The organism is Enterococcus sp. AZ077, assembly GCF_051714965.1.
Taxonomy (GTDB): Bacteria; Bacillota; Bacilli; order Lactobacillales; family Enterococcaceae; genus Enterococcus_B; species Enterococcus_B hirae.
Genome location: NZ_JBIOSX010000001.1, coordinates 284788 through 298440, shown reverse-complemented (window position 1 = coordinate 298440; position 13653 = coordinate 284788). Strand labels below are relative to the sequence as shown.

Here is a 13653-nt window from a genome sequence, read left to right as displayed (position 1 = left end):
CCTTCTTTCTGAATTCTTTCTGAAACCACTTGAATACTTTAGTCCTATTTCGGTCATTTGTCAATCTACTTGACACATAAGTTATCCCAAGTATAATTAAGGAAAGTTAGACAACAAAAGGAGGGACAAAAATGGTAGGAGCATCCCTGAAACGTTTATTAGAAAATGATCATTTACTGGTAGGAATCAGTGAACTAAGTGAAATTGTCGGTGTGTCTCCACGTCAGTTACGATATTGGGAACAAAAAGAATTCATTCGTTCCGTTTCTACTGGTGTGAATTGTCCTCGAAAATATCAATTACCTACTGTTATCAAGGTTGAGATTATCAAAAAATATTTAGATGAAGGCTATACGTTGAACAAATCAGCTGAAAAAGCCGAAGAACGTCTAAAAAAAATGAAGCATGTCCGCAAAGTTTTTTCCAAAGCAATCAAAGAAATCGAATTGATTGATGAAAGATATACTGTTTTATTGATCGGTGATTTCAAAGAGACAACTGAAGATTCAAAACTTTATATCATCCACGATGAAGCAACAGATGAACTCACGTATAAAATTGTCCCCGTAAGCGAAAAAATTGATTTCGAACAATTATTGAAAAATCTTTAAGCAATGAAAAATAAAATGTAGTCAATTCTCCCAATTTCTCTTGTGTTTTACCAAAACAGTTTAAGAAATTGACGATAATCGACTACATTTTTTGCTTCTTTTCTATCTTTTTCAGTTTGCTACTATCAATAAAATAAAAAATAAAATTTATTTTCTATTCTCTATTCCATTTATTATTTCTGTCTTTTTTGCTCTTCTAATACGCTCGTCAACCAATTCGCATATTCTGTTTCTCGATTGATCGCATGGGATAAAATCAAATAGTGCCCATAATTTTCTTCTTGTTCTTTTCTTGTTGGAAATATCCTCTCTTGACGTGCCAATAGATGCGCTCGCTTTTCTTCATGGAGATCCCTTTGCTGCTCAATGATCTCTCTCAACATCGGATCATTCACATCTTTCACAAAATATAATTTCAACACAAACTCGTCTCGATTGACTGGTAATTCATTCGTTGGCGTCCGAATCCATTCGTTTAACAATGCCTTTCCTTCATCCGTTAATTGATAGACTTTCTTCTCTAATTTCATCCCTGTAATTTCAACTTCATGTTTGATGATCCCTCGTTCTTCCATTCTTGCTAATTCAGGATAAATTTGACTATGCTTCGCTTGCCAAAACTCACCGATTTCATTTTTGAACGATTGGTTTAATTCATAGCCTGTCATTTTTTTTTTACTCAACAATCCTAACAAAATATAGCGTAGCGTATTTTTTCTCGCCATGCTCTCTCCTCCTTGACAAATCCTTTTATTCATTCTATCATAATCACGTAATCAAAAACATGTACTTTATTACATGTTTTAATTTAAAAGGAGCTGTTGTTTCATGAAAGAATTTAAAGAACTAGAAGATTTTATTGGTACACACTTTATTTATACGTACGATAATGGTTGGGAATATGAATGGTATGCTAAAAATGACCATACTGTCGACTATCGAATTCACGGTGGAATGGTCAAAGGCCGTTGGGTCAAAGATCAAGAAGCAGATATCGTTAAGTTAACAGATGGCGTCTTCAAAATTACTTGGACTGAACCAACTGGTACTGACGTGGCCTTGGATTTCATGCCCAATGAAAAAAAATTACATGGAACGATTTTCTTTCCTAAATGGGTTGAAGAACATCCTGAGATCACAGTTACTTTTCAAAATGAACATATAGCTGAGATGGAAGCAGCACGTGAAAAATATGAAACTTATCCAAAATTGTTAGTACCAGAGTTCGCTAACATTACTTATATGGGCGATGCTGGTCTCAATAATGAAGATGTCATTAGTGAAGCTCCTTATGAAGGAATGCCTAGTGATATCCGAGAAGGTCGTTATTTTGATAAAAACTATAAACGGATAAAATAAGGATCATTCGTAGATTTGACTATTAGTCTTATACGAATAGAGAAAAACAACCATAGCATCTCATACTATGGCTGTTTTTTTAATTAACTATTGATCTAAATAAAGCGAGCAACAAAGGATGTATTTTGAAAATTTCCTGTAATAATGATAATTTTTTTCATATTTTTTCGAATTTCTTGCCACTCTTTTAGGTAAGCTTTATGATTAAATAAGTTACACTATCAAAAAAGGAGTATGACAATTGAAAAAATATGTTCCGTATTTGACAATTTTACTATTTGCATTCTTATTTGTTATGCCAAATATCCTAACACATGACCTTATCATTGGAGCAGATGCACCATTTCATTATAACCGTTTTTACGATGCCGCTGAACAATTCGCTAATTGGGATTTCCATTATTTCCCTTCCATGTATGGATTTCAGCAAAGCGGGCGTATCGTCAATGCGATCTATGGTCCGTTGTTTGCTTATTTTCAAGGCTTGATCGTTTTAGTTTCAGGCAGTTGGTTCCACTATCAAATCTTATCAAACTTTATTCTCTTTGTGATCTCTGGTTGGTCGATGTTGACACTATTGAATTATGTACAGGTGAAAAAATGGGTCAGCATACCAATCTCGGTATTATTTATGACGACTTATTCCATTCAATATTGGGCAATCAATCAGGGCTTTACCAGTTGGGGCACCTGTTTTTATCCCTTATGCATGATTCCATTAGTGGACTTTGTTGTTCATAAAAAATTTCCTGTCTTGAAAGTTACCTTTTCAATTGCACTGATGACTCAGATCCACTTACTGTCCACCGTTATGTTGGTACTGATGTATATCCCTTTTTATCTTTATTATTTCTTTACTCAGACAGAAAAAGGCAAAGCAATCGGGCAACTGATCAAATCTGTCCTCTTTTATTTTGTACTAACAGCAAATATTTGGGCAGGATTAGCTATCGTCTATGGTGGAAATAAGATTTTGCCACCTTTTGTCAACCGAGAAATGAGCCAAAAAGCAATCAATCTGGATGGCAGCTATTGGCTAGCATATCCCAAGATTTTCCCAATTTTTTTATTGATCGGACTGATACTGTATCTTCTTTTCCGCCGTCACTACAAGATTTTTACAAAGTTACTTTTACGCACAAGTCTTGGATTCTTCCTACTTTCAACCAGTTTGATCCCTTGGACAACACTAGTGGAAAAAGAGGTACCTTTCGTAAGCTTGATCCAGTTTCCTTTTCGTTTCTTTGTCCCATTTACCTTGCTCTTTCTACTCTTTTTAGCACTTGCGCTAAATCAATGGGAAAAGAAAAATTGGTATCGTGCGTTGAGTGTCCTATTTCTCTTTGTCGCTTCTGCACAAACGATCCAAAACCTCTATCAGCATCTGGATAAATGGCAAGACGAAACATTTGTCAGCCGTCACACGTATCTCTTTGATACACCAGCAGAGGCAAGAAAAACATTTTATGACCATGATATGTCGACTAGTTTATTCGTTTTTCAAAAGACAACACCCGATTATCTACCAATCTATCATGAAACTAAAGCAAATAAATATGATCGCTATAATGAAGAAATCTTGGAAGGAGAAACCACGTTCATTAAATCTCATCCTGGAGGACGTTTAACGATCAAATGGAAAAACACTGGGGAAGAAACTGTCCATTTACCAGTCATTGTCTATGACCGCACAGTGTTACTGCAACACGGTAAAAAATTGACAGATTATCAATTAACAGATATCGGTACTCCTATCGTCAAACAGCACAATGGAATCAATGAGATCACTCTCTATTATGATTTACCAATTTTCTTTTACTTTGTGATGGCATTCTTCCTGATTGGTTGGTTCGTTTTGATCGGACTCTTTGTCAAAAATCGTTACCAGGTTTGGAGAATAACTAAAAAATAAGGGACTTGCTTCTGTGGATCAAAAAGAGAATATCTCAACACGGAAGCTGTCTCTTTTTTATACCTTTTTATAAAATAGCAAACAAATCGTCAAATATAGTAGTCCTAATAAACGAATCGTGTTAGTAGCTACTTTTTTTTTCTAAACATAAGAAAAAATATTTATTTACTCTCTTCTTTTATAAACTATACTAGAATACAGAAAAGAAGGAGTGATACATATGCCTCAAACAACGAATCGACAATTGACTTTGAAAAAAAAAATCAGACATGCTTTTGTTCATCAATCTACGAATACTCCCCTTAATACTGAGTCTCACCTTAAAATGATACTTAAAGATCTACCTGAGGATTCGCTATCAATTAAAGAATCAACTAATGAACAGCTGTATGAGCTGCCAAATAGTAAGACTGAGCCGCTATATGTAACTGTAATTGGTGATCGATCACCTACGCCCATTTCAAATGTTCGGTCAACGAGTGAATCAACTTGTATTAATGACCAAGATTATTCTAAAAGAAATACCATTTTAGACATTTTAAAAAAAACTGCAAACTCTCCTGAAGAGGTAAAAGAGCTGACCAGCATCATAGAGCAGTTAATTAATGAACTGCCACATCGTGAGCCTAGCGGTGAAGATCTGCAACCTCATGAGCCTAAAATCAAAGATTCCCTCGTTGTACTTTTGAATCTTTTAGATAACTTGCCAATTCTAACCGATTCCGATAAAGATCGATTTATAGACCATTTTGATATTTTACATGAGGAAGTACTACATAGTACCAATTTACAAAAAAATACACCGGTAACTAAAGAGTCCAACTCCTTGAAAAAAGTTCGAGACCTCATTTCTGCCCCGCGGAAAAAAAGTCCAGCCGAGTTAAAAAAACAATGCAGAGGCCAAAGAAACAGAGAATTTTATTGCCTTCCTCCTTGGTGCTTCCCATCGCACTAACAGTCATTTCATTATCTAATCAAATTTCTGCACGTAGCTGAAGCTGTTGCAATCAAAAAGACCCATGGAAAGAAAGGATTTATCCATTTTTCTTTCCACGGGTCTTTTTGATCATTTTTATTGAATGGGGCTGACCGTTATCTCTACTCCATAATGGTCACTTACAATGATTTCTTGTTTTCCATCAAAAATACTACGATAAGAAGGAACTGAGAATTCCTGTGGTACATAGATATAATCGATTCGTAACTGCTCTGTATTCGTTTCCCATCCATCGATTTTCTGTTCAATGGTTGCCTGACCATGAACTTCTTGGGCAACAGTATAGGAATCGACAATCGCAAGAGGGCTTTTTTCAACCAAGCGATAGCCTGCCTCTCCTGCTGGATTGTTAAAATCCCCCATTAAAAACAGCGGATTTGAGAGATTAGCTAAGTGTTCCATCAAGCGATGCCATTCAAAAGCAAAGCCCTTCGTTTCATCTATCCACCAAGAAAAATGACAGCTTGCTAGAGTGATTGTTTGGTCATCGATCATCGTCTGACAGATCAAAATTTTCCGAGTGTGGTAATCCTCTTTTTGCTTTGTTTCAGAAACATAGATTGCTTCACTGGTTAGTGGTGTCTTAGAAAGCAGCGCATTCCCCTCTTCATAAATCCCATAACCGACATGACTCATTTCCCAACTCCAATAATAGTCTTTCCCTTGTTTGGCTAAGTAGCGCACCAAACAATAAGCAAAATTATCGACATGGACGGGCGATTGTTCTATAACTGGACAAAATTTGTTTAATTCTTCATTCACGATACTTTCGGAAGTGATTAATTGATTGACTTCTTGTAAAGCAATCACATCATAATCTGCTTGACAGATTTTATCTACGATCTGGCGCATCTTTTCTTCTGGTGATTCTTCTAACCAGCTATGTGTATTCAAAGTCATCATCTTCATCTTCAATTCTCCTTATTGATTAAAACTTACTTCATTTCTTTTATGATAGGACAGCCATGGATTATTAGTTGTGATTGTTTACCCGCTCGCAGATATTCAAAAAAATAAGTCTGAGAACTCAAAAACGAAGTATAGCGTTTTCGTGTTTTCAGACTTATTTGAGAAACAGAAAAACTGACTATCGGAAACCAAATAAGGAATTAAATTTGGTACTGGTCATCTTACTCATTATTGTTGGGTGTCTTTTATAATGATCACAGTTTTATTTCGCCAATTACTGTTCCTAATTCCGTTGGTCCTAAATGTTTGAGAATCATTTCATTGACTTTCCCATCCGTAAATACCACCATAATCGTTATATCTTTTCCTTCATTTTTGATTTCGGTTAGATTCATTTGTGCCAGTTTTGCTCCTGCTTCAACGGTTTGACCTTCTGTTACCAGGATTTCAAAAGCTGGTTGATCCATTTGGACTGTGTCGATTCCCATATGGATTAGTACTTCTGCACCTTCTTCTGTTTCCATTCCAATAGCATGTTTGGTTGGAAAAATACTAACTACTTTCCCAGTAACAGGTGCCACAACTTCACCAGTCGTCGGAATAACAGCAAAGCCATCCCCCATCATTTTCTTTGAAAAAACAGGATCATTGACTGTTGCCAAGTCTATCACTTCACCAGCTGCTACAGTCTGCAACTCTTTTCGTATACCTAACGTTTGGTTATTAACTGTGTCTTTTTCAACGACCACTTCTTCTACTGGAGCAGGAATAGGCGCCCCCGATTGAAGCAAATCTTCGATATCTGATTTTAATACATCGGCTTTTGGACCATAGACAGCTTGTACACCATTATCTTTGACGATTAGCCCCATAGCGCCTGCACGTTTCCATTCTTCTTCTGAACCTACTTTCTCACGATCAGCTACACTCACACGTAACCGTGTCATACAGGCATCTACATCTTTGATATTATCTTTCCCGCCTAATAAGTGAATGATTTTGATGATTTGTGGGTCTGACGTGCCAGCTTGAACTGTCGTTTGTTCTCCATTCCCACTGCTATCGTTACTGTCACTATCATAATTACCATTACGCCCTGGTGTAGCAAAATTGAATTTTTTGATCATGAAGTTTGCCACAAAGTACGTAACAACTCCAAACAAAATGACGCAAATGACGAAGTTAAGCAAATCGCCACCAAGTCCAGCTTTCATCGCTAGAGGAGTTCTAGTTAACAATTCGATGTTTCCAAAGGAATGAACACGTAACGGTAATAAATCTGCCATTGCAAATGCTGCCCCTTGGATCACAGAATAAACAATATAAAGTGGAACTGCAGCAAACATAAACATAAATTCTAATGGTTCAGTAACCCCTGTTAGAAAAACAGCTAATGCAGCTGAGAAATACATGGAACGATAGCGTGCTTTTTTATCAAGATCAACATTTCGATACATCGCTAAAGCTAACCCCATTAAAATACCAGAAGAACCAATCATTTGCCCCACTTTAAAACGAGCTGGTGTCCAGTTGTTCAACACAAATTCATACTGTGACAAATCCCCCGCACCTTTTAAATTCACCAAATCAGTAGCCCAAGCTAACCATAAAGGATCTTGCCCAAAGACTTGCGTTCCTGCTTGTGCACCAGATAAGATTTCATACGTGCCCCCTAATTGCGTATAATTGATCGGAATCGTCAACATATGATGCAAACCAAAAGGTAACAATAATCTTTCTAAGGTACCATAAAGAAATGGCGCTAAAACCGGTGCACTTTCTTGTGACTGAGCGATCCAAAGACCAAAATTATTAATACCTGCTTGGACATTTGGCCAGACAACAGCCAATACTAAAGCTACAATCGTTGACCAAAGAATCACTACAAATGGAACAAATCGTTTTCCATTAAAGAAAGATAACGCATCAGGCAATTTACGATAATTGTAATATTTATTATAGGCCATTGCACCAACAAAACCAGCAATAATCCCTACAAACACGCCCATATTCAACGCAGGTGCCTCTAATACGCTGGTAAAAAATCCTTTGACCATGATCTTCGTGCCAAATAATGTATGGGTAAAGGCATCTTCATTTGCTAGCATCTCACTCGTCACTCCGAAAATCGCTCCCGTGATCCGGTTGATCAAAACAAATGAGATCCCTGCTGCAAAAGCACCACCCGCACGCTCTTTTGCCCAACTTCCACCTATTGCTAAAGCAAACAACAGATGTAAATTCCCGATGATCGCCCAACCAATATTTTCAATGACACCACCCGTTGTTACTAAAAAAGCTAAGTTAGGGTCAATCAACGGGATAGATTTCCCGATACTGATCATCAAACCCGCAGCTGGCATCACTGCCACAACAACCATTAAAGCTTTCCCAAATTTTTGCCAAAACTCAAAATTAAATAATTTCTTCATAACTCCTACTCTCCTTTATGCAATCGGTTTCGTTGTTAGTTATTATAGCCTTTGTTTCTTTTTTTGTAAATGCTTTATTTTTGATTTTATTCACTTTCTACCCAAACAGTCGCTATCAGAAGAATCATTTTCTTTTCGCATTTAGTAGTAACTTATTATCAAAACAGTTAATGTTTTCCAGGAAAATTATCTTTTCCTTTCTTTGTTTTAAATCCCCGCTAAAAAATTCTGCTTTATTTATATTGACTTACGCAATCGGTTGCGTTTATTATAAACGTATCAATGAAATTATCTAGGAGGAGTACAATGAAACAAATCAAGCGCCTATTTCAAATTGATCCTTGGAAGATCAGCACCAACACATTAGATCGGGAAAATCTCCGTTTACAGGAATCTTTAACTAGTATTGGTAACGGATACATGGGCATGCGAGGGAATTTTGAAGAAGCCTATTCAGGTGATCATCATCAAGGAACTTATTTAGCTGGGGTTTGGTACCCCGATAAGACTCGTGTTGGCTGGTGGAAAAATGGCTATCCCGAATATTTTGGCAAAGTGATTAATGCAATCAATTTTATTGCCATGGATATCTATATCGATGAGCAATTATTAGACCTTGCTACAATCGAACCAGAAGACTTTTATTGGGAATTGAATATGAAAAACGGTGTGTTATCACGTAGTTACACAGTAACGACTGCAACTAACAAACTAAAGATCACCTTTGAACGTTTTTTAAGTATCGTCAAAAGCGAAGCTGCTTATATTCGTTTAACAGTTACGATGCTCGAAGGAAATGGCACGGTCAAAGTCATCTCTAAATTGGATAGTAACGTTCAAAATGAAGATAGTAACTATGATGAACATTTTTGGAATGAAATCGGTCGAGGTACTTCTGATGAAACGGCCTACTTAATGACCAAAACGATTCCAAATAATTTTGCGATCGAACAATTTACCGTAACAGCTGCCATGAGACATTTCGTGAATGAAGAATTAGCGCAACCAATTTACCACGAAGATACATTAGCAGTCCTTGGGGAATTTTCTTTCGACTTAACAACGAATCAATCCGTGACACTTGATAAAGAAGTGCTTGTATTGACGAGCCGTGACATCCCCGAAGCACAGCAAGTCCAACAGATTCTCCAAGAATTTAGTGACTTACAAAGTCATTATCTGCAAGCAAAAGCAGAACAAACCACTGCTTGGAGCAAACGCTGGGCACTGGCTGATGTGGTGATCGAAGGTGACGAGGAAGCACAGCAAGGGATTCGTTTCAATCTTTTCCAACTATTTTCTACTTATTATGGCGAAGATGAACGTTTGAATATTGGACCCAAAGGCTTTACAGGAGAAAAATACGGTGGTGCTACTTATTGGGATACGGAAGCTTACGCTGTCCCCTTATATCTTGCTTTGGCAAAACCCGAAGTGACAAAAAATCTCCTTAAATATCGCCATAATCAATTGCCTCAAGCTATTCATAATGCCCAACAACAAGGTTTAAAAGGCGCCTTGTACCCAATGGTTACTTTTACAGGGGTCGAATGCCACAACGAATGGGAAATTACCTTTGAAGAGATCCATCGTAACGGTGCGATCGCTTATGCGATTTACAACTATACGAACTATACAGGTGACACCGATTATTTGAAAAAAGAAGGGTTAGAAGTATTAGTTGAGATTGCTCGTTTTTGGGCAGATCGGGTTCATTTTTCAAAACGTCATAACAAATATATGATCCATGGTGTGACTGGTCCGAATGAATATGAAAACAACATCAATAACAACTGGTATACCAATACGATAGCTTGCTGGGTATTAACGTATACCCGGGAAAACTATTTAAAATTCCAAACAGAAACTGCTGTAACGGTCACTGACGAAGAACTAACGAATTGGCAAACCATTGCAGAAAATATGTATTTTCCTAAAGATGAAGAATTAGGTATTTTTGTCCAACATGATACATTTTTAGATAAAGAATTATTGCCGGTATCAGAGCTATCTCCTAGCGAGCTTCCATTAAACCAACATTGGTCTTGGGACAAAATTTTGCGTTCTTGTTTCATTAAGCAGGCGGATGTGCTACAAGGAATCTATTTCTTCAACGACTCGTTTAGCAAAGAAGAAAAACAACGAAACTTTGATTTTTACGAACCAATGACCGTTCATGAGTCTTCCCTTTCACCAAGCATCCATGCCATTTTAGCTGCTGAATTAGGTATGGAGGATAAGGCAGTGGAAATGTATCAACGGACAGCCCGCCTTGATTTAGATAATTATAATAACGATACCGAAGACGGCTTACACATCACGTCGATGACTGGTAGTTGGCTCGCAATCGTCCAAGGATTCGCTCAAATGAAAACAGATCACGAACAGTTACGTTTTGCTCCTTTCTTACCAAACACGTGGACAGCCTACTCCTTCCATGTGAATTATCGTGGTCGTTTATTATTTGTTTCGGTGTCTAGTGAACAGGTGCAATTGACCTTAGTATCAGGCGAAAGTTGCCCATTAAAGGTGTACGAAAAAACGTATCTTTTAGAAGACCAGTTAAAGGTACCTTTGCGTAAGGAGGAATTAGATGTTTAAAGGAGTTTTGTTTGACTTAGATGGGGTGATTACAGATACTGCGGAGTTTCATTATCGCGCTTGGAAAAAATTAGGTCAGGAAATCGGTGTTCCCATTGATCGAACATTCAACGAACAATTGAAAGGGGTTAGTCGAGAAGATTCACTTCGCTTATTGCTTTCCTACGGACAAAAAGAAAGTGAGTTTTCCCCACAAGAATTTCAAGAATTAGCGCACAGAAAAAATGAGTACTATCTTGAAATGATTCAAGCGATCACGCCTACAGATGTTTTTCCAGGGATATTGCCATTACTTGAAGAATTGAGAGCAAACAAGATCAAGATTGCCCTTGCTTCAGCTAGTAAAAACGGACCTTTCCTCCTTGCTAAAATGGCATTAACGCCATTTTTCGATGCAATTGCCGATCCTGCAACGATCAAACTGGGTAAGCCGGCTCCCGATATTTTCTTATTGGCCGCAAAAGAAATTGGCTTATCCCCACAAGAATGCATCGGGATCGAAGATGCACAATCTGGGATCAAAGCAATCCGTGCTAGCGGGGCATTTCCAATTGGTGTTGGACGAATAGAAGATCTTGGAAAAGATATCCCAGTCGTACCTGATACGACTTGCCTTACACTAGACTATTTAAAAAATGAGTGGACACAGTATGTCTAAACCTTCCATCACTGTGATCCCCATTCCCAACACCAACTTGAAGCAAATCACATTGAAGAACGACGAACTCACAGTCGTTCTTCTCAACTACGGGGCAAGGCTTCATCAAATTCTGGCTCCAGATAAAAATGGTCACTTAGAAAATGTCTTATTATCTTATGATTCCTTAGAAGACGTTTTAAAAGATCAAAGCTATTTTGGGGCAACGATTGGACCAGTCGCTGGCAGAATTAAAAATGGCTCTTGGGCTGATCATCAGCTAGAAAAAAACGAAGGAAATCACCATATCCATGGTGGTTCAAACGGTTGGGCATTTCAGTATTGGGAGGTGGAAGTTTTTGAGACTCCTACAGCGATCGGTGTTGTTTTTTATTTGCAGGATACTTTTTCCGGTTATCCCGGTCCGATCACCGCAACCGTTACGTATCAGATTGTTCAAAATAATTTAGAAATGATCACCAAGACAAGCAGCTCGACTGAAACTATCTGCAACCCAACGAATCATGCGTATTTCAATCTTTCTGGCAATGGCAAACGAGATATCTACGATCATGAATTAACGATCCAAACAGATGGAATATTAGCCTTAGATCACGAAAAAATACCAACTGGTGAAGTGATCGCTCTCAGCGACTTACCGCTTAATTTTAAACACTCACATTCGCTAATGGAAATTTTAACGAATGATCCAAACGGACTAGATGATGCTTTTGTTTTAAGTACGCCTAAACGAACGAAGAAAATACTTACCTTGACCGAAAAGCAAGCTGGTCGCCAGTTGTCTATAGCAACGACGAGCAAAAGTATGGTATTATTTTCTACGACTGGATTTGAAGCAGATTTTTTAATCAATGGGCAAAAAATGCACTCAAATTATGGGTTGGCAATTGAACCACAAGAACTTCCTGATGCCGTTCATTTCCCTGAATTTGGGTCAATCGCATTATATCCAGGACAAGAAAAAATTTGCTCTACCACTTATCAATTTCATCGTTTAAATGAAAAGCAAGTCTAGAAAAGAGGTGTATCGTTTATGGCGATCACAGTGAAGGATGTAGCCAAAAAAGCTGGTGTTGCGACCTCGACTGTTTCACGGGTCATCAATGACCATCCAAGCATCTCAGAGGCAACCAAAAAGAAAGTACGAAAAGTCATGGATGAACTAGGCTATGTACCAAATATCACTGCTAGAAATCTAGGGAAAAGAATTTCTAGCGCAATTGGCGTCATTCTCCCACCCCTTGATTCAAAAGAACGGATTGGGAATCCTTTTTATCTTGAGATCATGGAAGCGATCAATGAAGAAGCACGCCGTTATGATCTGACAACTGCTATAGCAACAGCCAAAAATTTTGATACTTTATTAGAAAACGTGCAACGGATGCATCTGCAAAAACAAGTCGATGGGTTTATTTTAGTTTATTCCGACAGTGAAGATCCTGTCATAGATTATCTCTATACGAATGAGATTCCTTTCACTTTGATTGGTCAGCCTTACCGACATGAGAATGAAATCATTTATGTCGATAATGATAACCAATTATTAGGTAAACAAGCCACGGATTTCTTGATTCAAAACGGTCATGAAAGCATTCTTTTCGTAACCAATACAACCCACGAGAGCCTTTACTTCGAACGTTATTTTGGCTACCAAAAAGCCTTGATGCTAGCTGGACTTACAGTTCATCCTAGTGTAGTGATCGAACAACCCGAAGATTATTTAGCTTTTGATGCCATTTTGAAAAAGTCCCAAGCAACAGCGCTGGTAGTCATTGACGATATTTTTGCCTTACGAACGATGCAACTAGCACAGATGTATGGCTATCGAATTCCTGATACCCTATCGATCATCAGCTTCAATAACTCTATTTTCGCTACATTGACTCACCCTTATTTAACCAGTATCGATATCGATATTTCTGAATTAGGAAGGGTTGCGATGCAAAAATTATACGAATTGATCCATGATGAAATCAGCAGCGGTGTTCGTTTAGTCATTCCTCATCAACTCGTCAAACGAGAAACCGTCGTACCTCGCTTACAAGAAAAAAAATAAAACAACTGTTGAACACACAAATAAACTATTTGTAGTGTCTTCAGTTGTTTTTTTTACTATACAGGTTCATTTTTTAAGAATCTACACTCTTCAAATAACTCTTCCATGAAAAAGAAAC

Annotated in this window: 11 protein-coding genes; 8 read left to right on the top strand and 3 right to left on the bottom strand. The window is 37.7% G+C overall.

Annotated elements, in window-relative coordinates; translation table 11 throughout:
- Window positions 1–131 precede the first annotated feature (131 nt).
- Window positions 132–611, top strand: a complete 480-nt coding sequence (locus tag IGL28_RS01385) for a MerR family transcriptional regulator (protein WP_010720251.1) — start codon at window positions 132–134, stop codon at window positions 609–611.
- A 173-nt stretch (window positions 612–784) separates the two neighbouring features.
- Here IGL28_RS01385 and IGL28_RS01380 read toward each other — a convergent pair whose 3' ends face one another.
- Window positions 785–1336 (bottom strand): PadR family transcriptional regulator, encoded by a 552-nt coding sequence (locus IGL28_RS01380; protein ID WP_010720252.1) that lies wholly within the window; start codon window positions 1334–1336, stop codon window positions 785–787.
- Window positions 1337–1439: 103 nt separating this feature from the next.
- On the opposite strand from IGL28_RS01380, the gene IGL28_RS01375 reads away from it, so the two are divergent.
- From IGL28_RS01375 to IGL28_RS01365, 3 genes are all read left to right on the top strand, one after another.
- Window positions 1440–1970, top strand: a complete 531-nt coding sequence (locus tag IGL28_RS01375; RefSeq protein ID WP_034699269.1) for a phenolic acid decarboxylase — start codon at window positions 1440–1442, stop codon at window positions 1968–1970.
- Window positions 1971–2265: 295 nt separating this feature from the next.
- A complete protein-coding gene (locus tag IGL28_RS01370; protein WP_438843971.1) occupies window positions 2266–3882 on the top strand; it encodes a hypothetical protein in 1617 nt (538 codons plus the stop codon).
- Between the two features lie 220 nt (window positions 3883–4102).
- Window positions 4103–4837: a hypothetical protein gene (locus IGL28_RS01365; RefSeq protein ID WP_232088551.1), complete on the top strand. Its 735-nt coding sequence runs from the start codon at window positions 4103–4105 to the stop codon at window positions 4835–4837.
- 117 nt (window positions 4838–4954) lie between these two features.
- Here the strand turns inward: IGL28_RS01365 and IGL28_RS01360 are convergent, their stop codons facing one another.
- Together IGL28_RS01360 and IGL28_RS01355 are read right to left on the bottom strand one after the other, a co-directional pair.
- The gene (locus IGL28_RS01360; protein ID WP_081128220.1) at window positions 4955–5788 is read right to left on the bottom strand and encodes an endonuclease/exonuclease/phosphatase family protein; all 834 of its coding nucleotides are present in this window, start codon (window positions 5786–5788) and stop codon (window positions 4955–4957) included.
- Window positions 5789–6042: 254 nt separating this feature from the next.
- Window positions 6043–8220, bottom strand: coding sequence for a PTS transporter subunit IIBC (locus IGL28_RS01355; RefSeq protein ID WP_081128221.1), 2178 nt, complete (start codon window positions 8218–8220; stop codon window positions 6043–6045).
- A 306-nt stretch (window positions 8221–8526) separates the two neighbouring features.
- On the opposite strand from IGL28_RS01355, the gene IGL28_RS01350 reads away from it, so the two are divergent.
- Genes IGL28_RS01350 through IGL28_RS01335 form a run of 4 tightly spaced genes read left to right on the top strand, consistent with a single transcriptional unit; the run spans window position 8527 to window position 13535 of the window.
- Window positions 8527–10821, top strand: coding sequence for a glycoside hydrolase family 65 protein (locus IGL28_RS01350; RefSeq protein WP_081128223.1), 2295 nt, complete (start codon window positions 8527–8529; stop codon window positions 10819–10821).
- Entirely contained in the window at window positions 10814–11479 is a 666-nt protein-coding gene (pgmB, locus tag IGL28_RS01345; RefSeq protein ID WP_010736920.1) for a beta-phosphoglucomutase, read from the top strand. Before IGL28_RS01350 ends, pgmB begins: the two co-directional genes overlap by 8 nt.
- Window positions 11472–12494 carry an aldose epimerase family protein gene (locus IGL28_RS01340; protein ID WP_081128224.1) on the top strand — a complete coding sequence of 341 codons (1023 nt, stop codon included), beginning with the start codon at window positions 11472–11474 and terminating at the stop codon, window positions 12492–12494. The genes pgmB and IGL28_RS01340 overlap by 8 nt, the downstream gene beginning before the upstream one ends.
- An 18-nt stretch (window positions 12495–12512) precedes the next feature.
- Window positions 12513–13535: a LacI family DNA-binding transcriptional regulator gene (locus IGL28_RS01335; protein ID WP_081128226.1), complete on the top strand. Its 1023-nt coding sequence runs from the start codon at window positions 12513–12515 to the stop codon at window positions 13533–13535.
- Window positions 13536–13653: the final 118 nt, after the last annotated feature.